Here is a 24,445-nt window from a genome sequence, read left to right on the forward strand (position 1 = left end):
GTACTAGCATAGAAAAGATTTAGAATAACAAAAAGCCACAACAGAATTAAATCCGTTGCGGCTTTTTGTTTTTATTGTTGCTTTAATTTTGAATCCGCCTGATTGTGGTTTCGTTTATTGGTAGTAAATCGGTGTTGGTACTAATTTACTTTAACCAATTTAACATCAAAAATAAGTACTGAACCTCCGGGAATACCATTGTAATCATTATTCCCATATCCTAAATGAGCCGGTACCAAAAGAATACCACTACCTCCAGTTTTAAAATAAGGAATGCCTTCTGTCCAGCCTTTTATAACTTGATTCAAACCGAAAGAAATTCCTTCAGGTTTACTTTCATCAAATACAGATCCATTAGTGTAATAGCCTTTGTAGGCTACGGTGACATTAGACGTTGCTGTAGGTTGCGTTCCAGTTCCAGGTTCGGTGATCACATAATACAGACCAGTACCGCTTTTTTGTGCAGATAATTTATTTTTGGCGATGTAGTCAATGATTTCTTGCTCGTTTTTTGCAACATAGTCTACTTCTTTGTCTTTAGAACAAGAAATAAAAAGTGCCAAGGCCAATAGGGTAGTTAAAAGCTGTTTCATAAGTAAAGTTTTTTTTAATGGTAAATATATAAAAATTCAATAAAATTTTGATTAAAATATCAGTCTCCAAAACTGAATTAGCATCTATCTGGAACAGGCCATCGAAGAATATTCTCGAAGAATACTTCGAAAACGAAGGTTATTCATAGAGATTCACGAAGAAGACACAAAGAATCGCTAAGTTTTAATGAGTCTAAGTAAGATAAAGTTTTGTAATTTCTTTAAATTATAGGCATGCTTTATATTGAAAGTTAACAGGAATCAATCCAATTGTTTTAATTGTGATTTTTTCTATTCATTGGGTATTTTTAAACCTTCTGATTTTTCTTAGGTTTTTAATAGCATGGTATTTAATTCTTTCATTGTATATCAACCAACCGCCTATAGCCCCCAAAAGACTTCCTAAAATAATATCTGTAAATCGAATGGAAATTAATAGGTTTGGGTCATGGATTAATGGATTAGCCGCCTCGGTAAGTAACAATGCCATTGGAGTGATAAAAATTACGGCTAAAATGTAGTTTCTAACGATTAGAAATTCGATGATAAACTGTAATACAATGATGGAAATACATATACTCAAAGGGGTTCTATCGATGGAAATGATAATCCAAAACAGTCCTAATCCGATGAGAGTACCTATGATTCGGTGTATTACTCTTTGCCAAATATAGTAAAGGCTAGCTCCCTGCATAATCGCTAAACAGGATATTGGAATCCAATACGGATTTTTTAATATTAAGAAATGTCCCAATTGCAAAGATAGAAACATGAAAAAACCAACAATGGCAGCTTCAATTAAGGCTGTGTATTTGTTTTTGGCAAATGAAGATGTAATAGTTTTAGGTTTATTATTTGATTTTCGGGTGAGTAGACTATAAATCAATGCCAGTATACAGGCCAGTACGGTTCCTATGGTAATTAAACCGATTTTTTCTGGAATTTCCCTTAGATTATGTGGAATGCAACTGGAAATGGAGGTAAGCATGATAAAAAAGAAACTCCCTGGTGGTTTCGTTTTGAAAAACAAGATTGCCCAATGTACAACAAAACTGTATAGCCCAAATAGGATAGCTGAGAGTAAAGGATGAAAACTAAAAAGAAGTCCGATGCTGTACGAAAACATAAACCCAAAGGAGCAAATAAGCAGGGTAATCATTCGGTTTGTGATAGAGGAGGAGGTGGGGATATACAGGATAACCAACCCAGACAAACTAGCGATTAATCCGTATTTTAAATTTTCTAAATACAAACCAGTAAGTAACGGAATGCCAATACACAACGAGGCGAGTACTGGAATATGCCAAAGTCTATCGGTTTGTTTTATTTTATAAAAGGCCTTGATTTCCTGTAAAAACAAATGTTTGAAAGATTTCATTTTTATTCACAATTTTTATGTCACATGCTCATTATTCACTTCTAAAAAGTTTTTCTTCTAATTAAAAACCACAACAAAAATTATATTCCGTTGCGGTTTTTAACTACTATTTTTAAACAATTACTTAGTGTTGTAAAATGAGACTGAATACTAAAACAAACTATCCCTCCATCTTCGCACTCAGTTCAAACCATCTTTCCTCTTTGTCTTCCATTTTCTTGATGATGTTTTCGAGTTCTTTGGCTTTCTTTTCGATATCGGTATCGGCTACTTTTCCATCCGAAAACAATTGCTCGATTTTGGTTTTGTCGATTTCCAAATCCTTGATTTCTCTTTCAATTTTCTGAAATTCTTTTTGCTCGTTGAAAGTCAAATTTCCCGTCGGATTGTTTTGCTTCCATTCTTTTTTTTCGGTTTTGTTGTCTTCTTTCTGGGCTACATCGGCACTGTCTTCATATGCTCTGAAATCAGAGTAGTTTCCAGGGAAGTTTTCAATCTCTCCCTGACCTCTAAAAACGAATAATTGATCCACGATTTTATCCATGAAATAACGGTCGTGGGAAACCACCACTAAACAACCAGGATAATCCATTAAGAAACTTTCCAACACGTTTAAGGTTACGATATCCAAATCATTCGTTGGCTCATCAAGAATCAAGAAGTTTGGATTCTGAATCAAAACTGTACACAAATACAAACGTTTCAATTCACCACCGCTTAGTTTTTCTACATAATCGTATTGCTTTTTGGCGTCAAAAAGAAAACGCTCCAACAATTGCGAAGCTGAAATGATTTTTCCTTTTGTAAGCGGAATGTATTCTCCGTACTCTTTGATAACGTCAATTACACGTTGACCCGGTTTTGGGTTAATCCCACTTTGGGTATAGTAGCCAATTTTGATTGTCTCTCCCACAACCACTTTTCCAGAATCTAACGGTAAGGTTCCTGTCAAAAGGTTCAAGAAAGTAGATTTTCCAGTTCCGTTTTTTCCAATGATTCCAATACGTTCACCACGTTGAAAATCAAAATTGAAATTATCTAAAATAACGTGATCCTTGAATTTCTTGGAAATCTTGTGAAGCTCAATAATTTTGCTTCCCATGCGTTCCATGTTAATTTCCAGTTCGACTACATTTTCTTTTCTACGACTTTGGGCTTTCTCTTTAATATCGTAAAAATCATCCTGACGAGATTTACTTTTACAAGTACGCGCTTTTGGTTGGCGACGCATCCATTCCAATTCTTTTACGAATAAGTTTTGAGCCTTATCAACGCTAGAATTTTCGGAGGCAATACGTTCTTCTTTTTTTTCTAAATAATAGGAATAGTTTCCTTTGTATTGGTATATTTTTCCGTTGTCAAGTTCTATGATTTCGTTGCAAACACGTTCCAAGAAGAAACGGTCGTGCGTTACCATAAACAACGTAATGTTTTCTTTGGCAAAATAACTTTCTAACCATTCAATCATCTCTAAGTCTAAGTGATTCGTTGGCTCATCCAGAATCAATAAATCTGGTCGATTGATCAAGATAATAGCAAGAGACAAACGTTTTTTCTGTCCACCCGAAAGGTTTTTTACTTTCAATTTAAAGTCTTCCAACTTCAATTTGAATAAAATTTGCTTGTATTGTGTTTCAAAATCCCAAGCATTGTGTTGGTCCATTCCGTCAAAAGCCTTTTGGTAAGCTTCTTCATCTTCTGGATTTTCTAATGCTTTTTCATAGGCTTCAATCACTTTTAGACTCTCATTGTCTGAGGCGAAAATGCTTTCCTCAATCGTCAATTCATCTTGCAGTTTATTGTCTTGTGACAAAAAAGCCATTCTGATGCTTTTTCTAAGCACTACTTGTCCAGTATCTGGTTCATCAAAACCATTGATGATGTTCATTATAGTGGTTTTACCGGAACCGTTTTTGGCGATAAAGGCAATTTTTTGATCTTTGTTGATCCCAAACGAAATGTCTTTGAATAGCGTACGCTCCCCAAAAGATTTTGATATATTCTCTACAGATAGATAATTCACAAGTCTAATTTTTTTGCAAAAGTAAGCTATTAAATGACTATTTGCGAATTGTTTATTTTAATTAGACTTACCCTATATGAAATATAAGTCCTTTTAAGTTAAACCTATTAGGAGGCGTAAAGAAAAAAGCTTTTAAATTTTGCGACTTTGCGGCTTTGCGAGAAAAATAAAGTTTACTGGTATTGGACTCGAGCGACAGCGAACAGGCTAATCGGATCTCCACAAGTAGCTCTACAATCCTAATCAAAATTAGTATCACTCTCTTGGCTTAAATGAACTTGTATTGCTTATATGTTTATGCTTTTTCCTTATATTTGAATCTCTAAAAGCTGTTTCTTCTCTAAATACCAATCAAAATCTATGAGTTTCATTAAACAAAATTTACTTCTATTTTTTGTTGTTCTTTCTTCTTTATCTTCTTTCTCACAGAAAATAGATTTTAGAAGTAATGATCTGGATGGAAAGCAAATTCTGAAAAGTATTTTTTCAAAAAATGACACTCTGAATGCAAAAGCACCAAAAAAAATCGCTTTTTCCTTAATGCCCGCTCCCGACCTGAAGAGTGCCGAAGGTGGATTGGTAGTGTCTTTCGTGACCACTTTTTTTCTGGATAAGAATCATGAAACAACCAAAATGTCCGAAGTCTATTTTACTCCTACCACTAGTTTTACGGGGCAATATTCGTTTCCGATACAGTCATACATTTATACCAAAGACAATAAATATAACTTCATAGGAGATTATAGGTTTTTAATCTACCCACAGTTCACCTATGGTTTGGGAGGTAACAGCTCAAAAAAACCACAATCGGAGGTAGATTATCATCAAATTCGGTTGTATCAATTTGTAAGCCGAAAAGTAAAAGGAGATTTTCGTTTAGGAGTGGGTTTTCAATTAGACAATTATCAGGATATTTCTGAAAATTCTGAAATTGCAGAGCCAACCGATTTTACGATATATCAAAAAGGGGATTACTCAGACGAGCTTTCTTCTGGTATTGCTTTTCAAGCCTTGTACGATTCACGAAAAAACATTTTGAATCCAACACAAGGATATTATTTTGAGGCGAACTTTCGTGTCAATTCCAGTATTTTTGGAAGTGATACCAATTGGAAATCACTGTATGTAGATGCACGAAAGTATCATTCGTTCAGTGAAACACGGCATAAAGTTTTAGCTACCAGAGTGTTTTATTGGGCGGTTTTTGATGGTAAACCCCATTATTTAGATTTGCCCAGTATCGGTTGGGATCGCTATGGTAAAACAGGAAGAGGTTTTACCCGTAATCGGTATCGAAGTAATTCATTACTGTATCTAGAAGCAGAATACCGTACGGATATAACCAGAAATGGATTTCTTGGAGCTGTTTTTTATGGCAATTTTTCTTCAGTGTCTGATTTGGACACCTACCGTTTTGACAATTGGACACCTGCCATAGGAGCCGGATTAAGGATAAAATGGAACAAAATGAATGATTGTAATTTAGTATTGGATTGTGGCGTCAGCAAAGACGATTGGACTTTTAGAGTGGGGCTTTCGGAGAATTTTTAATTTTCTGTAAATTTATTTTGTAGCCGACTTTGTGACTATGAAATCGCCATGACAACAGTTGTCGCAAACACCTATGAAGATCTGGCGATACCATATTCCATTAAAAAACAAATATTATCTACATATGAAATATTGTGTCTTTAAGACTTAAAATATACCTTTGGAAAATGCAACTATCTGTTATTATCCTCAATTATAATGTTTGTTATTTTTTAGAGCTTTGTGTGCTAAGTGTCGAAAACGCTTTGAAAAACATAGATTCCGAAATCATTGTCATCGATAACAATTCTTCTGATGATAGTTGCGAAATGATGAAAACCCGTTTCCCAAATGTCAAGCTCATTCAAAACAATCAAAATTTAGGTTTCCCGAAAGGAAATAACATAGGGGTAGAGCAAGCAAGCGGCGAATATATTTGTATCCTCAATCCTGATACCGTTGTAGCCGAAGATACGTTTGAAAAAGTATTGGCTTTCGCCAAGAATCAAATAGACTTAGGAATTATAGGTGTTAAATTAATTGACGGAACGGGTAATTTCCTGCCCGAAAGTAAAAGAGGGATTCCAACGCCTTGGGTTGCTTTTACTAAGATTACCGGCTTGTATAAACTATTCCCAAAATCGAATCGTTGCAATAAGTACTATGCCCAACATTTAGATAAAAATCAAACGGGTAAAGTTGATGTTTTGGTTGGAGCTTTTATGTTCTTGAAGAGAGAACTGTATAATGAAGTGGGTGGTTTTGATGAAGATTGTTTTATGTATTCAGACGATATTGATATATCTTATATGGTGTTGCAAAAAAGTAAAGCCAATTATTATTTTCACGAAACAACCGTGGTGCATTATAAAGGTGAAAGTACAATTAAAGACGGGACTTATATGAAACGATTTCAAGAAGCAATGGAGTTTTTTTATAGAAAGCATTTTCAAGTTCCCTTTCTTTTTTCGGCATTTATGAAAATAGGAATTGTGTTTTTTTCTTTAATAAAGAGAATTCAAGGCAGAACCAAAAGCAAAAGCATCCCTAAAAAATATTTGTTGCTATCTTCATCAGAAACATTAGTGAAAATAATAGCTCTTGCTGTACAAAAAAAGGTTGATTTTCTCGATTGGAAAACAGAAAAAAAGGTAAATTTGTCATCAATTTCGATAAGAAATGGTGTGCAGGTTATTTTGGATAATGAGTTTGTTTCCTTCAAAGAATGCATTAATATTCACGAAATGCATAGAAACAGAGGAATTACCTTTAGAATAATGCCAAAAAACGCAAATTTTATCATTGGAAGTGATTCTTCTAATGATAGAGGGGAAGTTGTAAAAATCAAGTAAAAATTACATTTAGTATAATTTATATTGATAATATTTAGTAATTTCGCAAACGAAAAATCAAAATCACCTTTTAGATTAACAATATGGCAAGATTTGAATTAAAACTTCCTAAAATGGGAGAAAGCGTTGCAGAAGCAACTATCACAAATTGGTTAAAAGAAGTTGGCGACAAAATTGAAGCTGATGAAGCGGTTTTGGAAATTGCTACTGATAAAGTAGATTCTGAAGTTCCATCGGAGGTTTCAGGTGTGCTTGTCGAAAAGTTGTTTGGTAAAGATGATTTGGTTCAAGTAGGGCAAACCATTGCTATTATTGAAACCGAAGGTGGAAATGTTGAAGCGTCAAGTGCAGAAATAGCTCCAACTGTTGTTGCTGAAATTCAGAAAACAATCGAATCAGCCAAAGAATCAGTTTCTGTACCGGTTAATTTTTCTGAAAGCGATAAATTCTTTTCGCCATTAGTTAAAAATATAGCCAAAGAAGAAGGTGTTTCTTTAGCGGAACTAGAAAGCATCAGTGGTTCTGGAAAAGAAGGTCGCGTTACCAAAGAAGATATATTAAGTTACGTAAAAAATAGAGGAAGTCAACCAGTAGCTGCTGTTGTTGAACCTGCCAAAGTTGTTGCGGCTCCAGTTGTTGCTCAAACTCCAGTTAGTAAATCACAACCAGCAACACCGGTTTCTGTAAATGGAGGTGATGAGGTTATCGAAATGGATAGAATGCGTAAGCTGATTTCAGGTTATATGGTGGCTTCGGTTCAAACTTCGGCACACGTACAGTCATTTATTGAAGTGGATGTAACGAATATTGTAAAATGGAGAGATAAAGTCAAAAATGCTTTTGAGAAAAGAGAAGGCGAAAAATTGACGTACACTCCTATATTTATGGAAGCGGTTGCAAAAGCATTGAAAGATTTTCCAGGAATGAATATTTCTGTTGATGGTGATTTTATCATTAAAAAGAAAAACATTAACCTTGGAATGGCAGCAGCTTTGCCTAATGGAAATTTGATTGTTCCAGTTATTAAAAGTGCAGATCAATTGAACTTGGTAGGAATGGCAAAAGCTGTTAACGATTTAGGGAACCGTGCTAAAATGGGTAAACTAAAACCAGATGATACACAAGGAGGAACTTATACCGTTACCAACGTGGGGACTTTTGGAAGTGTTTTTGGAACGCCAATTATCAATCAACCACAAGTAGGAATATTGGCTCTTGGTGCTATTAGAAAAGTGCCTGCAGTTATCGAAACTCCTGAAGGTGATTTTATTGGAATTCGTCAAAAAATGTTCTTATCGCACAGTTATGATCACCGTGTTGTAGATGGTGCATTAGGAGGAAGTTTTGTAAAACGTGTAGCTGAATATCTAGAAGCTTTTGATGTAAATAGAGATTATTAATTCAGTATAAATTGAAAATAAACCCGACAAATTTTTATAGTTTGTCGGGTTTTCTTTTTTTTGGTGTTTTTAGTGTCGACTTTAAATGAAATCAAACCCAAATCTTTATATTTGTACCAATTCAAAAACAAAAAATGGAACTTAAACTCAATAAACCAATTTGCTTTTTCGATCTTGAAACTACCGGAATTGACATTGGAAAAGATAGAATTGTTGAAATATCAGTATTAAAAGTTTTTCCCAACGGAAATAAAGAAAGTAAGACATGGTTGGTAAATCCAACAATTCCAATTCCGCCTCAATCAACCGCCATTCACGGAATTAGCGATGAAAAAGTGGCGAATGAGCCTACATTTAATGAGTTGGCTTCTCAAGTTTATAACATGATCAAGGATAGCGATTTGGCAGGGTTTAATTCGGATCGTTTTGATATTCCGTTGCTTGCGGAAGAATTATTGCGTGCAGGAGTAGATTTTGATATGAAGGGGAGAGTTTCTGTAGATGTGCAAACTGTTTTTCATAAAATGGAAGAACGTACCTTGAGTGCTGCCTTAAAATTTTACTGTGATAAAGGACTGGATAATGCCCATTCTGCGGAAGCGGATACCATGGCTACTTATGAAATTCTGAAAGCGCAATTGGATCGCTATCCAGAATTGGAAAACGATATGAAATTATTGTCTGAGTTTACAACCAGAAAAAAGATTGCCGATTTTGCAGGGATGATCGCTTTTGATAAAGACGATGAAGAAATTTTTACTTTCGGAAAACACAAAGGTGTCAAAGTGGATAAAATTTTAGAAACGGAACCTGGGTATTTTAGCTGGATTCAAAACGCAGATTTTCCGCTGTATACCAAGAAAGTGTTGACGGCAATTAAATTAAGAAAACTGAACACAAAGTAAGAGTGGTCAGTGGTCAGTTTATTAGTGTTCAGTTGAAAAACTGCTCTGAAAAAACAGACCACTGTTTACTTTTTTAAAACTGATTACTAATAAACTGACCACTGAATACTAATTTATGAAGATAATTTGCATCGGCAGGAACTTTGTCAATCACATTGAAGAATTAAATAACGAACGACCTTCGGAACCGGTTGTTTTTATGAAGCCCGATTCGGCAGTTTTGTTGAAACAACATCCTTTTGTGATTCCGGAATTTTCGGAAGATATTCATCACGAAATTGAATTGATTGTCAAGATAAATAAAGTTGGTAAGTATATTGAACCTAAGTTTGCACACAAATATTATGACGAGATCAGTGTAGGAATTGATTTTACGGCAAGAGATTTACAGGCTAAGTTAAAGGAAAAAGGACTTCCGTGGGAAAAAGCCAAGGCATTTGATGGTTCGGCGGTTATCGGAGAATTTTTGCCTAAAAGTCAGTTTATTTCATTAGAAAATATTACATTTGAATTAACGAATAATAATATCACGGTACAAAAGGGTAATTCCAGTCTTATGTTGTGGAATATTGATGAACTGATATCTTATGTGTCTCAATATTTTACTTTAAAAATCGGTGATATTATTTTTACGGGAACACCAGAAGGAGTTGCGGTAGTGAAACCAGATGATGTTTTGGAGGGATTTTTAGAAGGACATAAACTATTTAGAATACAAGTAAAATAATGGCTTTAAAATACAACCTAGCAAAAGTGTATGCACTTTCAGATAATGATCCAGATTTTGTGAATGAAATTTTGAATTTATTCGTTACCGAAGTTCCAAATGATTTAAAGGAAATAGGGGAGGGGATTAAAAGTAAAGATCATAAACATGCGTATGCCTTTGCCCATAAACTGAAGCCAACATTAGATTTGCTTGGTTTGAACGTGGCATTTGAAGAGATTTTGCAAATTGAAGCTTGGACCAAAACAGAAGGTAAAAAGAAAGAAATAATCGAAACCTATAAGAGTGTTAAAACTCAGGTTAAAGACGCTATAAAAGAGATAAGAAAAGATTTTGATCTTTAAATCTTAGTTTTATATTCTTTATAATCACAAGAAATTTATATAATCAAAATCCACAGCTGTATTGGTAAATACAATTGTTGGATTTTTTTTATTTTTTAAGATTTAATAAAAAATAATAATTATTAATAGATGAAAGCAACTATAATTACCATTGGAGACGAGATTTTAATTGGTCAAATAGTGGATACTAATTCTGCTTTTATAGCGAAATCATTAGATAGAATAGGAGTTGAGATTAACGAAATTATTTCAATTAGTGATTCTAAAGAACATATAATGGAGGCGTTTTATAAACTTCAAAACACTGTAGATTTAGTTGTTGTTACAGGTGGATTGGGGCCTACGAAAGATGATGTTACCAAGAAAGCTTTTTGCGATTATTTTGAAGATGAGCTGGTTGTAGATGAAATGGTTTTGGCTCATGTTACCCAATTGATCGAAGGTTATTTCAAGAGGAAAATCACTCAGATCAATAAAGATCAAGCGCTTGTTCCTTCTAAGTGTACGGTACTTCATAACCAGATGGGAACGGCTCCTGGAATGTGGATGAAGAAAGAAAATACGGTTTTTGTGTCGCTTCCTGGAGTGCCTTTTGAAATGGGGTATTTGATGGATAATGAGGTTATTCCGAAAGTGATTAAAGAATATAAACGTCCTTATATTATTCATAAAACGATACTTACTTACGGTCAGGGAGAAAGTTTGGTTGCGGAGCGTATAGAGGAGTGGGAGGATAGTTTGCCGGAGTTTTTGAAACTGGCGTATTTGCCTAGTCCTGGAAAATTGCGTTTACGGCTTTCGGCAAGAGGAACTGATAAGATGAAACTGGAAGAGGCAATTGAAGAATATGTGTGTTCTTTGGATGCTATTATTCATGATATCATTGTAGGTTTTGAGGAAGATGAAACTATAGAAGTTGTTTTGGGGAAGTTGCTTACAAAGCAAAGTAAGACCCTTTCTACGGCAGAGAGTTGTACGGGTGGTAAAATCGCACAAACGCTGACGGCTGTTCCCGGAGCTTCAAAATATTTTAAGGGAAGTGTCGTTTCGTATGATACGGCAGTTAAAATTGAAGTTTTAGGGCTTTCTGAAAATTTGATAGAAGAGCATACGGTGGTAAGTGCTGCAGTTGCATCGGCTATGGCTTTGAGTGTGAAAAGGATAATGAAAACCGATTATGCAATTGCCACTACGGGGAATGCCGGACCCACCAAAGAGGAGGGTAATGCGGAAGTTGGGACTGTGTTTATAGCATTGGCTACGCCGAATGAAGTAATTGTCGAAGAATTTAATTTTGGCCAACCCCGTGATAAAGTGATAGATAGAGCTGTGGTTAAGAGTCTTGAAATATTACAGAAAGAAATTTTGAAAAAAGAGCTTTAAATATTTTGGTTTATAGGTTTATTTTTCTTTTCTTTGCACCCTGATTTTAGATAACGATAAAAGATAAGTATAATGTCAAGAGTTTGTGACCTTACAGGTAAAAGAGCGATGGTAGGAAATAACGTTTCTCACGCTATGAACAAAACTAAGAGAAAATTTTCTGTAAACTTAGTTAAGAAGCGTTTTTATCTTCCAGAAGAAGATAGATGGATTACTCTTAGAGTAGCAGCATCTACGATAAAAACAATTAATAAAAATGGAATCGCTGCAGTTTTGAAAAAAGCGCAGTCAGAAGGATTTATTAAATAATCTATTCCAAAATAAACAAATAGCAAGATGGCAAAGAAAGGGAATAGAATCCAGGTAATTTTAGAATGTACTGAGCACAAAACTTCAGGTGTTGCAGGAACTTCAAGATACATAACAACAAAGAACAAAAAGAATACTCCAGACAGATTAGAGATTAAAAAATTTAATCCAATCTTGAAAAGAGTAACTGTTCACAAAGAAATTAAATAATAATTAGAGATTTTAATATAAATCTAAAGTGGTAACATTTAAAGATTTTATTGAATTTCAAATAACATTTGAATCATGGCAAAGAAAACCGTAGCATCGTTACAAACATCTTCTAAGAGATTATCAAAAGCCATCAAAATGGTGAAATCTCCAGTAACGGGAGCATATACATTCGTTGAATCTATTATGGCTCCTGAAGCAGTTGACGAATTCTTGAAAAAGAAATAATCAACTTACCTATTATATAGAAAAGCTACTTTCATTCGGAAGTAGCTTTTTTATTTTATATATTTACAACTCGAAATAGAAAACGTTGTTTTAGGGATAAAGTTTTAAGTTTTCCCAAGGTTTGTTTTCTGAATTTTTCGAAAATGTGAATTCCAAATTGTAAATCTTCATTTAAATGAGCTTTTTTAAAAAAATATTCTCCTCAGAGAAAAAAGAATCATTAGACAAAGGTCTAGAAAAAACTAAAACTACTTTTTTTTCCAAGTTATCCAAAGCAGTGGCTGGAAAGTCAAAAGTGGATGATGATGTTTTAGATAATTTAGAAGAAATTCTTGTTTCTTCGGATGTGGGAGTGAATACAACTCTAAAAATAATTACCCGAATAGAAAAAAGAGTAGAGGCTGATAAGTACTTAGGTATTGATGAGTTGAACCAAATTCTAAGAGAAGAAATTGCAGGATTATTGTCGGAAACCAATACAGGTGAAGCAACAGAATTCGTTATTCCAGTAAATACCAAACCCTATGTTTTGATGGTAGTTGGAGTAAATGGAGTAGGTAAAACAACTACAATAGGAAAATTGGCTTATCAATTTAAGAAAGCCGGTTTTAATGTGGTTTTGGGAGCAGCAGATACTTTTCGTGCGGCTGCCATTGATCAATTGCAAATTTGGGCTGATAGAGTAGGTGTACCCATCGTTAGACAAGAAATGGGAAGTGATCCTGCTTCGGTAGCTTTTGATACCTTGCAGTCTGCTGTGGCGCAAAATGCCGATATTGTCATTATTGATACAGCGGGTCGTTTGCATAATAAAATTAACCTGATGAACGAACTTTCAAAAGTAAAACGAGTAATGCAAAAAGTGGTTGGCGATGCGCCTCACGATGTAATGCTGGTTTTGGATGGTTCTACAGGACAAAACGCATTCGAACAAGCCAAACAATTTACTGCAGCTACAGAGGTTTCTTGCTTAGCCGTAACAAAGTTGGATGGCACTGCCAAAGGCGGTGTTGTTATCGGTATTTCAGACCAGTTTCAAATTCCGGTTAAGTACATTGGTGTTGGTGAAGGAATTGAAGATTTGCAGGTTTTTAATAAATACGAGTTTGTAGATAGTTTTTTTAAATAATAGTCCATGAATTTTTCTTCCTTTAAAAATACAAACCCGATATACTTTTATTTTGTAAGTATCGCGGCTTTTGTCTCGGCGAATCTTATTAGAACAACCAGTGTCAGTTTTTATTATGTATTATTGATTATTGGTTTGGTTTTTTTCTTTTTGGGCTTGATGAGGAGAATTAAGAAATAGGTTTTATCTATTGGTACAAAGCACTAATTTTTGTCCAAAGCATTTCGTCGAAGTCAGATAAGGCTAGGTTTACGTTATCTGCAACATCTCCCATTCGGATGACCACCATTTTTTTGCTGGGAACCACATAGATTTTCTGGTCATTTTTGCCTAAAGCCATGAACATATCGTTTGGTGCTGTGGGTATAATACTTCCTTGAAAAGTAGTCTGTGATTGCGGTAAATGATAATTGGCTTTGCCATTCAGCCACCACAAATAGCCGTATCCTAAGTTGATGTTTTGTGAGGTATTGGTAGCTTCGTTGAAATAGCTTTCGTTTAAAATCACGTCATTTTCCCATTTTCCTTTGTTCAGTATAAGTAATCCAAAGCGTGCCATGCTTCTGGTAGTACTGCTGTACACACTATTGTTGCCAGATGTAAACCAAGTGCCATTCATCCCTATTTTGTCTCTTAGTTTAGTGTTGAAATAGGTGTTCCAGGTTTGACCACTGGCTTGTACAATAACATCCTGCAGTTTTACATATACATTGTGATACGCCCAGCGGGTACCTGCATCGGCGGTGTAGGTGAGGGCTGAGGGCGAAACATCATCGGTGGTGTCGTCTAGTCCGGAAGTCATGGTCAATAGGTTTTTGCAGGTAATGAGGTTTTCTTTGGCAATTGGCGCACTCGTCCAACCCGTTCCTATATATTGAGATACTTTGTTGTTAATGTTGATGAGGTTCTCCTGTTGCGCAATTCCGGTCATGGTTGCTGTTAATGTTTTTCCGGCACTTGCCCAATACCAATTGGTTGCAGCATCATGTCCTTTGAAATAATTTTCCATTACGATACGGCCGTTGACCAGAATGATAAATCCTTTGGAATGCTTGAGTTCTAAATAATCCAAAAGAGGTTGTACAGCCGATTGTTTCCATCCGAGGCTTTCTATGGATTTGGTTTCCCAAGTAGTGTCTGAAAGCGGTGGGAAATATATTGTTTCTGTTTGAGCAGGTGCTGGTTCCTTAAGATCAGAGGAACAATTGATGCAAAAAAGCGCAAAGATGAGTAACAGTATTGATTTTGACATGGTTGCAAAAGTTAGTTCTATATATGATCAAAAATATTGAAAATAGTTTAATGAGAGTGTGATTTTTTATTTTCTTTGATTTTTTAAAGTTTAACTTTGTGGTGTAAATTAAAGATATTGACAATCGGAAAGACCTAGCCCTGATAGAAGTGGAAATCCTTATGAGTCCCGGCTCGTCTTTTGGGACGAGACGAGACTCATAAGATTGAAACGGAGAGCAGGAAATAGCTCCTTAAAAAAGTAATTATTTTATGAAAAAAGTATTTGGTATTTTACTGGTTGCACTCCTATTTGTGGGCTGTAAGCAAAAAATAAATCCGGCTGATGTTGCGAAAATCAACGGCTATTGGGAAATTGAAAAAGTGATTTTGGAGAATGGAGAAGAGAAGCAATACGGTATGAATGAATCGTTTGATTATTTTAAGATAGACAAAAATAATTCGGGGATTCGCAAAAAAGTAATGCCACAATTGGATGGGACTTTCTTGGTAAACGATACTTTTGAAAACGTAAAAATTCGATTTACGGATGATCAGACCTTTTTGGATTATAGCACTCCTTATATGAAATGGAGTGAGGAAATACTGGTTTTGACCGATAAAGAATTGGTGGTTTTGAATGCAGAGAAAAAAGAATATCATTATAAGAAAACAGGGCCAATAAACCTTGACAACTATGGCAAAAAGACTAAATAATCAGAGTACGGTGGGGGATGTTTTGAAACAAATCATCCAAGTCAATAAACTACAGCCCGGAATGGATCAGATTGACGTGAAGGAAGCTTGGCGCAATTTGATGGGTAATGGGGTGAATAGTTATACCAACAATGTTGTTTTGAAAGGGTCTACACTTTATGTTGAGCTGACTTCGGCTGTATTGCGGGAGGAATTAAGTCATGGTAAATCCAAAATCGTGACGATGATCAATGAGGAATTACGGAGGGATGTAGTGCGTGATGTGGTTCTCAGATAGACATCTTAGATTATTAGATTGTTGGATTATTAGATTGTTGGATTATTAGATTATTGAATTATTAGATTTTTTGACTAGTATAATATTTAGATTTCTTAGATTTTTATTTTTATAAACTCTAAAAACGAACAAACCCCACTTAGTATTAAGTGGGGTTTGTTTTTATTTAAAATCTAGGATGTCTAATAATCTAGAAATCTAAGTAGTCTAAATTAGAACTGCTCTCTTCCTGCGAAATGAAAAGCACCTTCGATAGCTGCATTTTCGTCGCTATCTGAACCGTGAACTGCATTTTCTCCAATAGAAGTTGCGTATGCTTTACGGATAGTTCCTTCAGCAGCTTCAGCTGGGTTTGTAGCACCAATTAAAGTTCTGAAATCTTCAACAGCGTTATCTTTTTCTAAAATTGCAGCAACAATAGGACCACGAGACATGAATTCTACTAATTCTCCGTAGAAAGGTCTTGCAGCGTGTACAGCGTAAAATGCTTGTGCATCAGCAATAGTTAATTGAGTTAATTTCAAAGAAACGATTTTGAAACCAGCGTTTGTAATCATTGCCAATATGTTTCCGATGTGTCCGTTTTGTACAGCATCAGGCTTAATCATTGTAAAAGTTCTATTAGTAGCCATTTTTTTGTGTTTTAAAATTTTGTGCAAAAATATACTTTATTATTGATAAAATACTACTGGATTACAATTTATTGTGCTATTGATTTGGCTAACCTGAACCCGTAAAAGGAGTGTGTTTTGTTTGGGTAGGTAGAGAGTCTGTTTTCTGGACGTAAACCATCGGTTACGCTATCCCACGAGCCACCTCGTACAATTCTTTTTTCGCCCATTTCTGGTCCGGTTGGGTTTTTGGTGTTTTGATTTACCATTTTGTAGTAATCCTTATTATACCAGTCCCAACACCATTCCCAAACATTTCCGCTCATGTCATAAAGGCCTAGTTTATTTGGTGATTTTGTACCAACGGTATGGGGAGTGTTTTTACTATTGGCCTTATACCATGATACTTCATCGGGATTATCACCGCCGGAATATTTTGTTTTTTTAGCTAATTTCCCATCTTTGGCAGCATATTCCCACTCCGCTTCAGTAGGCAATCTATACCCATTCGCCTTGAAATCGCAAATATAATTTGGGCCTTTTTTGGAGTATGCGGGTTGTAGCTTTTCTTTTTTACTTAACCAGTTACAAAAGGAGATAGCCTCTTCCCAAGTAATTTGATTAATAGGGTAATTCTCTTTCCACTCCCAAGTTGGTTTTTGAGGCATCTTTGATTTGGTTTCTTTTACAAATATTTTCCATTGGCAAACAGTGACTTCGTATTTGCTAATTTCAAAGCTGTTAATCGTAACTTCATGTTGTTTAATTTCGTCTTTATAAACTACGAAATTTTTGTCTTTTGTTCCCATTTGAAAGCTTCCGCCTTTTACTTTTATCATGTGTGAATCAAATAAGTTTTGACAAGGAGGATTTGTTTTTTTTTGAGCTTGACTGGGCAATGTTAAAAATAGGCTTGTCAGTAATAATACTGTAGAAAAGTAGGTTTTTCTCATGTTAACTAAAATTTAATGAATTATTGGTATCAAAACTAGTGTTATTTTATGAAATCAACATATATGGGGCTGTTTGCAATGGTGTTGGCTCTCTTCGGAATCCGTAAATTATTAACTTTATTTTGTTGTTGTTACTGTAATTGATTTTAATTTCCAATACTATTTTTATTGAAATGTGAAGAATAAAATGAATACGATAAAATTACAAATAAAATGATTGTTTGTATTTCATAGAATAAATCCTAAAAAACATTACGGTAGAATTGGAAGGGCTTTGGGCAGGGAGTACAATAAATTTTGTAAAACCGAAAAGCTGTACTAGGGTTGGCCTCATAAAAAAAAGGAAGAAAATAGTATTGCTCTTCCTTTTTTCGGATGGGTGGGTATTCTTAATTTGTTTTTAACGGCATTATTTTTCCGTATTTTAAACTTTGAAATACATTTTGTTTTTGTAGAAATACCCTAAAAGAATCGTCCATAAACCAACATAAAGGAGTGCAAATACTAATGAAGCCGTCATAGCATTGCTAAAGAAAGGCTGTACTCCAAAGGAATACAAATAATCCAGAAGATTGATTTGTTCAGTTGGAATTTTTGGATTTGGAAAAGAAATCATCACAAAAGCTTGCGGAATAATCTCGGAAAGAAAGAATACAATCATTGGATTTACTCCCCAAACCAAGAATAATTTGGTTCCTTTTTTATAGTTGGCAATGTCAATGCAATAATATAAAATAGCTAAGGTTAACGTGGCTAATCCGGCAGAGTATACGACATATGAGCTGGTCCAAAGGGCTTTGTTTATTGGGAAAATAATATTCCACAGTAATCCTAAACAGATAAGAGTTACTCCAATAATCGCCATCTTTTTTGCCTTTTCAAATTTCAATAATGGGCTGTTGAGCAATTGTCCAATAAGAAGTCCTATGATTCCGGTGGCAATAGAAGGGATGGTGCTTAAGATTCCTTCGGGATCCCAAGTGTTGGTTACCGCCCACATGTGTCCTTTTAATAGAACACTATCAACCCAAGCAGCTAAGTTGGTTCCTTTTTCTAGATTTGTGATTTCGAATCCAGGTGCTGGAAAGAGTGTCATGATTGCCCAATAGCCTAGCAATATTCCGATTGCAACCAATAATTGCGTTTTTTGAGTGGTTTTTAGATATAAAAGTGAGGCTATGAAATAGATAATCCCGATGCGTTGCAATACACCCGGTAGTCTTACATTTTGATAGGCTTCGATGCCGCTATAGGCTAAGATTAAATAAAGGGCAAAAATAGAAACTGCCAAATACGTTTTTAGTTTGGAATTAAAATTTCCCATAAGGGCATAACCTACAGCAGCGGTTATGAGTAAACGACCGATTACTAAAGGAATACCTTCTAATCCGAAGAGTTGAATATTGCCAAAAAAATTAAAAAAGACCCCCAAACAAAACATGCGCAACGAACGCGTTAATATTTTATTGAACGTGGTGCTGTCATAATTTTTGGTTGGCATAGCAAAAGAAATAGCCACACCCATGATAAAAATAAAGAACGGAAAAACCAAGTCGGTAGGAGTACAGCCATGCCATACAGAGTGTAAAAGAGGAGGGTAAACCGTTGCCCAGCTTCCTGGGTTGTTGACAATGGTCATTAATAAAATGGTTAATCCTCTAAAAACATCTAGCGAAATAAGGCGGTCTTTGGTCATTGGTTTTGGGGAGTATTTAATTGTTGGGTATAATTCGAGATCTATTTTTTTAACCACATAGAGACATAGTTTTTATGACTTTTGTTAAGACGTTTCACTTTATTAGAGATCACATAGCTTTGTTAACCCAAGAATTGGGCTATCTAATTCTTTTTTTCTATGTTTCTATGTGTTTAATTTTTATTTTAGTCTAAAGTAATTATACTAAAATTTTGCTCTAATGGTTTGAGTTGGCTCATCAATTGCGGAATCAAGCGCTCTCCGTTTTCCAGATAAAATTCCGAAAAATTGGCTTGACGTTCCTGTAAACTTTGGTTTGGGAACAATTCGTTTTGTAAGTCAATAATACGTTGCAGTTCATCGTGGAATTTTCTTTTTTGGGCAATAAGCAATCTCTTTTCTAGAGTTGACAACCCTTTGATTTGTTTGGCTTCTTGTGCTTTTACCGCTCCCAAGAAGGATTTGTCCGTATGGTTGGCAAGTTCTAGAAACGTATCGAATTGTTTTCTTAATATTTCTTTTTGTTCGCTGAAATCAATAGGGAAATCGGATAATTTTTGGGTTATTCTATTGACTAAAGCAGCTTGTTTCGAAAACAAATCCGACCAGGTCAGGTTTAATTTGTCTGCTTTTTTGTTTTGTTTTTCGGTTGCCAAAAGCACTGAGTTTCTCAACAGCAATATCGGGAAGGTAATTTTTGCGGAAGCGAAAAAAGACTTTAATTCGAACCAATAGGCAATTTCCCCGCCACCGCCTATGTAACATAAGTTGGGTAAAATAACTTCTTGGTACAAAGGACGCATGATTACATTGGGACTGAATTTTTCAGGATTGCTTTCTAATAATGCGAGAATTTCGGTCTCGGTGAATTCAATTTTAGTGTGGTTGACTTTGTAAATATTATTCTCAAGAATAATTCTTTCGCGTAAATCGCCCTCAATGTAGAATAAATTAATCTCGCGTGGATTTACCTGAACGAAATAATCCTTCATTTTTTCGATGGTTTCGGTTACTGCTTTGAAGGAAGTTTGGTGAAGCAATTCCTCTTTTATGTATGGAATAAAATTGCGTTTCAAATTTTGGTCATCGGCATCCAAAATAACTAAACCTGATGCTCCAAAAAGTTCGTTTGCTAAATATCTCGTGGCATCGGCTAAGTTATCATGCTTGATATAGGAATCTTCAAATAGTTTTTTAATGGTGTTAGCATTGGTACTGGAGCCTATTTCAAGAGCATATATTTCTAGGAAATCGGCTAATCCTTCGGTAGACAATCTCCCGACAGGACCTTTACTGTCTCTGTTCCAATGGAATTTTTTTCCTTTAAAACTGAAATAATTTATTTCTTCAAAATCATGGTCTTCGGTCGCCATCCAATATACGGGAACAAAATTATAGTCTGGATATTTAGCTTTTAATTCGGTTGTCAAATTAATGGTCGAAATGATTTTATACAAAAAATACAAAGGACCACTAAATAAATTCAATTGGTGTCCGGTGGTAATTGTAAAGGTGTTTGAATTGTTTAAAAGTTCAATGTTGTTTAAAGTACCAGCAGAAACGTTTAATTGGGCGTATTGAGTTTTTAAAACATTAACGAGGGTTTCTCTTTTGCCATTGTCATTGCCATTGAAATTGATTTTTTTTTCCTCGATTTGTTCTTCAAAGTTTTCGAGAGTGGGAAAGCGATGGTATAAAGAGTGTAATTCGGTTTTTTGGTTTAAATAATCATTCATCAAGGGCGAAAAATAACCTGAATTTTGATAGCTGATACAGTCGGTTGGCATATTACTTTTTATTTGATGCTAAAATACCAAAAAATAATGGAAGAACTATTTGGTGGATAAAAAATGTATTTAGATATTTGTCTAAATATATAAATACTTTAAATTATGAACGACATATTTAAAGCATTGAATGATGCCACACGAAGAGAAATATTGGAGCTTTTGAAAACAAAGAGCATGTCTGCTGGAGAAATAGCCGATCAGTTCCATATGTCGAAGCCGAGTATTTCCCATCATTTGGATATTTTGAAACGTGCCGATTTGATCACTGCTGAAAAATCGGGGCAATTTATTTTCTATTCTATTAACACGACTATTATGGAAGATGTATTGCAATGGATTTTAACCTTTAAAAAATAATATTTATGAATGCAGCTTTCAGGAAAGAACTTCCTATTATTGGAATTGTGTTAATGCCCTTTGTTTATTTGGCTTTTATTTGGAATACATTACCCAATAAAGTTCCGACACATTGGAATTACAAAGGGGAGGTTGATCATTGGGGAGATAAATTTTCTCTTATAGGATTACTGTTTATGTTACCGGTGTTTACATACGCATTAATGCTTGTTATCCCCAAAATAGATCCTAAAAAGAGAATTGCTTTAATGGGAGGGAAGTTTTATCAATTGAAGTTTTTTCTTGTTTTATTCATGTCAATCTTGGCTTTGTTTATCATTTTTATAACCAAGAATCAATCTTTTTCGAGTCCTAATTTAGTCTATGTAATTGCGGGAGTTCTATTAATAGTTTTTGGCAATTATTTTAAAGTAATTCAACCCAATTATTTTATAGGAATACGTACTCCTTGGACATTAGAAAATAATGAAGTTTGGAAAGTTACCCATGTTTTTGCAGGTAAACTTTGGGTTGTCGGAGGGTTGGTAATCGTATTGGGAGGATTGATTTTTGAAAACCATTCTTTCTCTATTGCTTTTATTTCCCTTGTAGTTGTTTTAGCAGTCGTTCCGATGGTATATTCCTATATTAAATTTAAGGAATTGGAGAAAAAAGGTTAGGGGTTTTAAGGATTTAGCATCAATTTTAATTTACATATTTAACGAAACAAATGAAAAAAATAGTACTTTTTTTGACAGCAATTTTAGTTTCTTTTGCCATGTTCGGACAAGGAATTACGGGACAGTGGAATGGTGTTTTAAAAGTTCCTGGAGGACAATTAAGGGTTGTATTTAATGTCACGAAAACCGAAAATGGTTACAGCTCAACAATGGATAGTCCCGATCAGGGTGCAAAAGGAATTCCAATAACGACTACCAGTTTTGAAAACTCTATTTTAAAATTAGAAATACCAAATGCTAAAATTGTTTATGAAGGAATGTTAAATAAGGACAATGTAATTGTTGGTAGTTTTACACAAAGAGGCCAATCCTTTACTATGGATATGTCAAGAGGAATTATAGAGAAAAAAGTGGTCGTAAGACCTCAAGAACCACAAATACCTTATCCCTATTATACAGAAGAAGTTGTGTTTGAAAACAAAATCGATAAAAATGTTTTGGCTGGAACTTTAAGTTTGCCTCAAAAAGAAGGCCGTTTTCCTGTTGTAATTTTGATAACTGGTAGTGGTCCTGAGAACAGAGATGAAGAATTATTTGGACACAAACCCTTTCTAGTTTTGGCCGATTATTTAACCAAAAAAGGAATTGCAGTTTTAAGATTCGATGATCGCGGGGTTGCAAAATCGACCGGTGATTTTAAAGCGGCAACTACTATGGATTTTGCCAAAGATGTTCAAGCAGCAGTTGTCTATTTGCAAACGCGGAAAGAAATCGACAAAAACAAGATTGGATTAATAGGACATAGCGAAGGAGGAGTAATTGCACCCATTGTTGCGGAGAATTCAAAAGATATTGATTTCATTGTATTGTTGGCAGGAACAGGAATTCGTGGGGATAAATTAATGCTTTTGCAAAAAGAAAAGATAGAACGCCAAATGGGAACTCCTGAAAATGAAATTCAAAAGGGACAGGAAATTTTTAAAGGTGCTTATGATATTGTTTTAGCTTCATCCGCTGGTGACAATAATTTAAAAACTAAAATCAATAGTTATTTCAAATTGCAATTTGGTGACAAAATGAATGAGGAACAAATAAGTGCATTAACGGATCAAATCACAAGCCCTTGGATGGTTAATTTTCTAAAATTTGATCCTGTATCAGCTTTAGAAAAAGTGAAATGTCCTGTTTTAGCCATAAACGGAGATAAAGATTTACAAGTTCCTGCTGATGTAAATCTGGATGCAATTAATAAAGCAGTCGTTAAAGGAGGGAATAAAAAAGTAACGACCAAAATAGTGCCCAATTTAAATCATCTGTTTCAAGAATGTAAAACGGGTTTACCCAATGAATATGGAACTATCGAACAAACATTCTCTCCAATTGCATTAGAGGAAATATCCAAATGGGTTTTGTTGCAAGTGAAGTAATAAGGACGCTGAAAATGTAAAAAGCCCAACAAAATGGGCTTTTTTTATGATTTTTTTTACCTTTTTAAACTAAAATGGCCTTTGTATTCTTTCCCGTTTTTTCGAGTAACCACAAGCCAATAATCAGTGGCAGGGAGAGGTTGGCCTGTATACGTTCCCCTCTTTTTTCGTACTTCTTCATTATTTTTTGGTAATCATTGAATAGCTTCTTTAAATTTTTTGTCAAAAATTATTTTAAAAATTTAGGTGTCACTTTTTCTAAAATACTCATTTGATGAATTGCAATTTGATTCAGTTTTGTTAATCTTTCGTTTTGTTGTTGTTTTTCGTTGATGAAATGGGCATTTAAATTTTCGAGGTTTGAAAGACAAATTAGTTCATTTATAGAAGCATAATCCCTGCAATTTCCTTTTAAATCAGGATTTTTATCTCTCCATAGTTTTGCTGTAACTCCAAATAATGCCATATTGAGCACATCGGCTTCGTTGGCATAAATAATAGCTGTTTGTTGTGATGTTAACTCCCGTGGAATTAAGTTTTGTTTTACGGCATCGGTATGTATATGGTAATTTATTTTAGAAAGTTCCCGTTTGGCAGTCCATCCAATATTTTGATGCTCATCTTCTTTAAGACGTTGAAATTCTTTAATCAGGTGTATTTGGAATTCAGGACTTAGCCACATTGCAAAATGAAACGCAATATCCTTGTGTGCAAACGTTCCGCCATATCTTCCCGCTTTTACTAATAAACCTTTCGCTTGAGTGCGCTCAATCCATTGTCCCACAGACATAACAAATCGATTTATACCCGCACTATTTTCAATTACACCGAATTCGGGGTAATTAAAATCAGGATTATATATTCTTTCCCAAATTCCTAAATATTCTAATGTGTTTTTATTAGTAATCCATTTGCCAATTAAGGCGCTTCCTTCCTTAAAACTTCCAGACATATCGGTTAAGGAAATAAAATCAATATCGTTTTGAACAAAAATCGTTATTTCAGTATTCTTTACGTTTATTTTTGCCATAATTTAGTTTACATATTTATGTTCCAATTTCATCAATTTCTTTCATAATTCTGTCCGTTTCTCTCAAAACCACAATGATTTTTTGATAATGCAAAATGTCATTTTAGTCTATTCTTTAAAAATATTATTGAAGTGATATTGTTTTTTTTAAGTTTTAAAAGTAATAATAATATTTCAAAATAAAGAA

General features: G+C 34.6%; 25 protein-coding genes and 1 pseudogene. 16 read left to right on the top strand and 10 right to left on the bottom strand.

Annotated elements, in window-relative coordinates:
* Positions 1-140: 140 nt before the first annotated feature.
* From DB891_RS02870 to DB891_RS02880, 3 genes are all read right to left on the bottom strand, one after another.
* Positions 141-593 (bottom strand): FKBP-type peptidyl-prolyl cis-trans isomerase, encoded by a 453-nt coding sequence (locus tag DB891_RS02870; RefSeq protein ID WP_116760410.1) that lies wholly within the window; start codon positions 591-593, stop codon positions 141-143.
* A gap of 295 nt (positions 594-888) precedes the next feature.
* Positions 889-1,971, bottom strand: a complete 1,083-nt coding sequence (locus DB891_RS02875) for an FUSC family protein (RefSeq protein ID WP_116760412.1) — start codon at positions 1,969-1,971, stop codon at positions 889-891.
* Between the two features lie 160 nt (positions 1,972-2,131).
* Positions 2,132-3,994 (bottom strand): ABC-F family ATP-binding cassette domain-containing protein, encoded by a 1,863-nt coding sequence (locus tag DB891_RS02880; protein ID WP_116760414.1) that lies wholly within the window; start codon positions 3,992-3,994, stop codon positions 2,132-2,134.
* A gap of 360 nt (positions 3,995-4,354) precedes the next feature.
* On the opposite strand from DB891_RS02880, the gene DB891_RS02885 reads away from it, so the two are divergent.
* The 11 genes from DB891_RS02885 to ftsY all read left to right on the top strand — a co-directional run bounded on the left by DB891_RS02885 (position 4,355) and on the right by ftsY (position 13,511).
* Positions 4,355-5,545: a BamA/TamA family outer membrane protein gene (locus tag DB891_RS02885; protein WP_116760416.1), complete on the top strand. Its 1,191-nt coding sequence runs from the start codon at positions 4,355-4,357 to the stop codon at positions 5,543-5,545.
* A gap of 167 nt (positions 5,546-5,712) precedes the next feature.
* On the top strand, positions 5,713-6,876 hold the full coding sequence (locus DB891_RS02890; RefSeq protein ID WP_116760418.1) for a glycosyltransferase family 2 protein: 1,164 nt from the start codon (positions 5,713-5,715) through the stop codon (positions 6,874-6,876).
* A gap of 83 nt (positions 6,877-6,959) precedes the next feature.
* Complete coding sequence (locus tag DB891_RS02895; RefSeq protein WP_116760420.1) at positions 6,960-8,276, top strand: dihydrolipoamide acetyltransferase family protein; 1,317 nt, start codon at positions 6,960-6,962, stop codon at positions 8,274-8,276.
* A gap of 134 nt (positions 8,277-8,410) precedes the next feature.
* The gene (locus DB891_RS02900; RefSeq protein WP_116760422.1) at positions 8,411-9,181 is read left to right on the top strand and encodes a 3'-5' exonuclease; all 771 of its coding nucleotides are present in this window, start codon (positions 8,411-8,413) and stop codon (positions 9,179-9,181) included.
* A gap of 115 nt (positions 9,182-9,296) precedes the next feature.
* Positions 9,297-9,908 carry a fumarylacetoacetate hydrolase family protein gene (locus DB891_RS02905; protein WP_116760424.1) on the top strand — a complete coding sequence of 204 codons (612 nt, stop codon included), beginning with the start codon at positions 9,297-9,299 and terminating at the stop codon, positions 9,906-9,908.
* Positions 9,908-10,252 (top strand): Hpt domain-containing protein, encoded by a 345-nt coding sequence (locus DB891_RS02910; protein ID WP_116760426.1) that lies wholly within the window; start codon positions 9,908-9,910, stop codon positions 10,250-10,252. The genes DB891_RS02905 and DB891_RS02910 overlap by 1 nt, the downstream gene beginning before the upstream one ends.
* Before the next feature lie 129 nt (positions 10,253-10,381).
* Positions 10,382-11,635 (top strand): CinA family nicotinamide mononucleotide deamidase-related protein, encoded by a 1,254-nt coding sequence (locus DB891_RS02915; protein WP_116760428.1) that lies wholly within the window; start codon positions 10,382-10,384, stop codon positions 11,633-11,635.
* Positions 11,636-11,707: 72 nt separating this feature from the next.
* Positions 11,708-11,944 (top strand): 50S ribosomal protein L28, encoded by a 237-nt coding sequence (gene rpmB, locus DB891_RS02920; RefSeq protein ID WP_024980263.1) that lies wholly within the window; start codon positions 11,708-11,710, stop codon positions 11,942-11,944.
* 27 nt (positions 11,945-11,971) lie between these two features.
* Positions 11,972-12,154 carry a 50S ribosomal protein L33 gene (rpmG, locus tag DB891_RS02925; protein WP_017495179.1) on the top strand — a complete coding sequence of 61 codons (183 nt, stop codon included), beginning with the start codon at positions 11,972-11,974 and terminating at the stop codon, positions 12,152-12,154.
* Positions 12,155-12,229: 75 nt separating this feature from the next.
* The gene (locus DB891_RS02930; RefSeq protein WP_116760430.1) at positions 12,230-12,382 is read left to right on the top strand and encodes a DUF4295 domain-containing protein; all 153 of its coding nucleotides are present in this window, start codon (positions 12,230-12,232) and stop codon (positions 12,380-12,382) included.
* Positions 12,383-12,557: 175 nt separating this feature from the next.
* A complete protein-coding gene (ftsY, locus tag DB891_RS02935; RefSeq protein WP_116760432.1) occupies positions 12,558-13,511 on the top strand; it encodes a signal recognition particle-docking protein FtsY in 954 nt (317 codons plus the stop codon).
* Between the two features lie 187 nt (positions 13,512-13,698).
* On the opposite strand, the gene DB891_RS02940 is transcribed toward ftsY, so the two are convergent.
* Positions 13,699-14,763, bottom strand: a complete 1,065-nt coding sequence (locus tag DB891_RS02940; RefSeq protein WP_116760434.1) for a serine hydrolase domain-containing protein — start codon at positions 14,761-14,763, stop codon at positions 13,699-13,701.
* Between the two features lie 251 nt (positions 14,764-15,014).
* On the opposite strand from DB891_RS02940, the gene DB891_RS02945 reads away from it, so the two are divergent.
* Together DB891_RS02945 and DB891_RS02950 are read left to right on the top strand one after the other, a co-directional pair.
* Positions 15,015-15,458 carry a hypothetical protein gene (locus tag DB891_RS02945; RefSeq protein WP_116760435.1) on the top strand — a complete coding sequence of 148 codons (444 nt, stop codon included), beginning with the start codon at positions 15,015-15,017 and terminating at the stop codon, positions 15,456-15,458.
* Positions 15,439-15,735 (top strand): DUF721 domain-containing protein, encoded by a 297-nt coding sequence (locus tag DB891_RS02950; RefSeq protein ID WP_116760437.1) that lies wholly within the window; start codon positions 15,439-15,441, stop codon positions 15,733-15,735. The genes DB891_RS02945 and DB891_RS02950 overlap by 20 nt, the downstream gene beginning before the upstream one ends.
* Positions 15,736-15,947: 212 nt before the next feature.
* Here DB891_RS02950 and DB891_RS02955 read toward each other — a convergent pair whose 3' ends face one another.
* The 4 genes from DB891_RS02955 to bshC all read right to left on the bottom strand — a co-directional run bounded on the left by DB891_RS02955 (position 15,948) and on the right by bshC (position 20,782).
* Positions 15,948-16,367: a nucleoside-diphosphate kinase gene (locus tag DB891_RS02955; protein WP_116760439.1), complete on the bottom strand. Its 420-nt coding sequence runs from the start codon at positions 16,365-16,367 to the stop codon at positions 15,948-15,950.
* A gap of 68 nt (positions 16,368-16,435) precedes the next feature.
* Positions 16,436-17,299: a formylglycine-generating enzyme family protein gene (locus tag DB891_RS02960; RefSeq protein ID WP_116760441.1), complete on the bottom strand. Its 864-nt coding sequence runs from the start codon at positions 17,297-17,299 to the stop codon at positions 16,436-16,438.
* Positions 17,300-17,723: 424 nt separating this feature from the next.
* Complete coding sequence (locus DB891_RS02965; protein ID WP_394335985.1) at positions 17,724-19,052, bottom strand: acyltransferase family protein; 1,329 nt, start codon at positions 19,050-19,052, stop codon at positions 17,724-17,726.
* 128 nt (positions 19,053-19,180) lie between these two features.
* Positions 19,181-20,782 carry a bacillithiol biosynthesis cysteine-adding enzyme BshC gene (gene bshC / locus DB891_RS02970; protein ID WP_116760445.1) on the bottom strand — a complete coding sequence of 534 codons (1,602 nt, stop codon included), beginning with the start codon at positions 20,780-20,782 and terminating at the stop codon, positions 19,181-19,183.
* A 105-nt stretch (positions 20,783-20,887) separates the two neighbouring features.
* Here bshC and DB891_RS02975 point away from each other — a divergent pair, with 105 nt between their 5' ends.
* Genes DB891_RS02975 through DB891_RS02985 form a run of 3 tightly spaced genes read left to right on the top strand, consistent with a single transcriptional unit; the run spans position 20,888 to position 23,228 of the window.
* The gene (locus DB891_RS02975) at positions 20,888-21,142 is read left to right on the top strand and encodes an autorepressor SdpR family transcription factor (protein ID WP_116760447.1); all 255 of its coding nucleotides are present in this window, start codon (positions 20,888-20,890) and stop codon (positions 21,140-21,142) included.
* Positions 21,143-21,147: 5 nt separating this feature from the next.
* On the top strand, positions 21,148-21,801 hold the full coding sequence (locus DB891_RS02980) for an SdpI family protein (protein WP_116760449.1): 654 nt from the start codon (positions 21,148-21,150) through the stop codon (positions 21,799-21,801).
* Positions 21,802-21,851: 50 nt separating this feature from the next.
* Positions 21,852-23,228, top strand: coding sequence for an alpha/beta hydrolase family protein (locus tag DB891_RS02985; RefSeq protein WP_116760451.1), 1,377 nt, complete (start codon positions 21,852-21,854; stop codon positions 23,226-23,228).
* A gap of 56 nt (positions 23,229-23,284) precedes the next feature.
* On the opposite strand, the pseudogene DB891_RS17940 reads toward DB891_RS02985, so the two are convergent.
* Together DB891_RS17940 and DB891_RS02995 are read right to left on the bottom strand one after the other, a co-directional pair.
* Positions 23,285-23,386, bottom strand: a pseudogene (locus tag DB891_RS17940) (T9SS type B sorting domain-containing protein); the annotation flags it as partial.
* Between the two features lie 71 nt (positions 23,387-23,457).
* Positions 23,458-24,258 (bottom strand): KilA-N domain-containing protein, encoded by an 801-nt coding sequence (locus DB891_RS02995; RefSeq protein ID WP_116760453.1) that lies wholly within the window; start codon positions 24,256-24,258, stop codon positions 23,458-23,460.
* Between the last annotated feature and the right edge of the window lie 187 nt (positions 24,259-24,445).

Origin of the sequence: Flavobacterium laiguense (assembly GCF_003097655.1) — a bacterium.
GTDB classification, from domain to species: domain Bacteria; phylum Bacteroidota; class Bacteroidia; order Flavobacteriales; family Flavobacteriaceae; genus Flavobacterium; species Flavobacterium laiguense.

Bases quoted from the DNA above. Each gene is read 5' to 3' on its own strand.
- ftsY (WP_116760432.1), top strand. From the start codon at position 12,558: ATGAGCTTTTTTAAAAAAATATTCTCCTCAGAGAAAAAAGAATCATTA.
- DB891_RS02915 (WP_116760428.1), top strand. From the start codon at position 10,382: ATGAAAGCAACTATAATTACCATTGGAGACGAGATTTTAATTGGTCAA.
- DB891_RS02910 (WP_116760426.1), top strand. From the start codon at position 9,908: ATGGCTTTAAAATACAACCTAGCAAAAGTGTATGCACTTTCAGATAAT.
- DB891_RS02875 (WP_116760412.1), bottom strand. From the start codon at position 1,971: ATGAAATCTTTCAAACATTTGTTTTTACAGGAAATCAAGGCCTTTTAT.
- DB891_RS02895 (WP_116760420.1), top strand. From the start codon at position 6,960: ATGGCAAGATTTGAATTAAAACTTCCTAAAATGGGAGAAAGCGTTGCA.
- DB891_RS02975 (WP_116760447.1), top strand. From the start codon at position 20,888: ATGAACGACATATTTAAAGCATTGAATGATGCCACACGAAGAGAAATA.
- DB891_RS02900 (WP_116760422.1), top strand. From the start codon at position 8,411: ATGGAACTTAAACTCAATAAACCAATTTGCTTTTTCGATCTTGAAACT.
- bshC (WP_116760445.1), bottom strand. From the start codon at position 20,782: ATGCCAACCGACTGTATCAGCTATCAAAATTCAGGTTATTTTTCGCCC.
- DB891_RS02940 (WP_116760434.1), bottom strand. From the start codon at position 14,763: ATGTCAAAATCAATACTGTTACTCATCTTTGCGCTTTTTTGCATCAAT.
- DB891_RS02980 (WP_116760449.1), top strand. From the start codon at position 21,148: ATGAATGCAGCTTTCAGGAAAGAACTTCCTATTATTGGAATTGTGTTA.
- DB891_RS02890 (WP_116760418.1), top strand. From the start codon at position 5,713: ATGCAACTATCTGTTATTATCCTCAATTATAATGTTTGTTATTTTTTA.
- DB891_RS02885 (WP_116760416.1), top strand. From the start codon at position 4,355: ATGAGTTTCATTAAACAAAATTTACTTCTATTTTTTGTTGTTCTTTCT.
- DB891_RS02930 (WP_116760430.1), top strand. From the start codon at position 12,230: ATGGCAAAGAAAACCGTAGCATCGTTACAAACATCTTCTAAGAGATTA.
- DB891_RS02985 (WP_116760451.1), top strand. From the start codon at position 21,852: ATGAAAAAAATAGTACTTTTTTTGACAGCAATTTTAGTTTCTTTTGCC.
- rpmB (WP_024980263.1), top strand. From the start codon at position 11,708: ATGTCAAGAGTTTGTGACCTTACAGGTAAAAGAGCGATGGTAGGAAAT.
- DB891_RS02960 (WP_116760441.1), bottom strand. From the start codon at position 17,299: ATGAGAAAAACCTACTTTTCTACAGTATTATTACTGACAAGCCTATTT.
- DB891_RS02950 (WP_116760437.1), top strand. From the start codon at position 15,439: ATGGCAAAAAGACTAAATAATCAGAGTACGGTGGGGGATGTTTTGAAA.
- DB891_RS02945 (WP_116760435.1), top strand. From the start codon at position 15,015: ATGAAAAAAGTATTTGGTATTTTACTGGTTGCACTCCTATTTGTGGGC.
- rpmG (WP_017495179.1), top strand. From the start codon at position 11,972: ATGGCAAAGAAAGGGAATAGAATCCAGGTAATTTTAGAATGTACTGAG.
- DB891_RS02955 (WP_116760439.1), bottom strand. From the start codon at position 16,367: ATGGCTACTAATAGAACTTTTACAATGATTAAGCCTGATGCTGTACAA.
- DB891_RS02995 (WP_116760453.1), bottom strand. From the start codon at position 24,258: ATGGCAAAAATAAACGTAAAGAATACTGAAATAACGATTTTTGTTCAA.
- DB891_RS02905 (WP_116760424.1), top strand. From the start codon at position 9,297: ATGAAGATAATTTGCATCGGCAGGAACTTTGTCAATCACATTGAAGAA.
- DB891_RS02870 (WP_116760410.1), bottom strand. From the start codon at position 593: ATGAAACAGCTTTTAACTACCCTATTGGCCTTGGCACTTTTTATTTCT.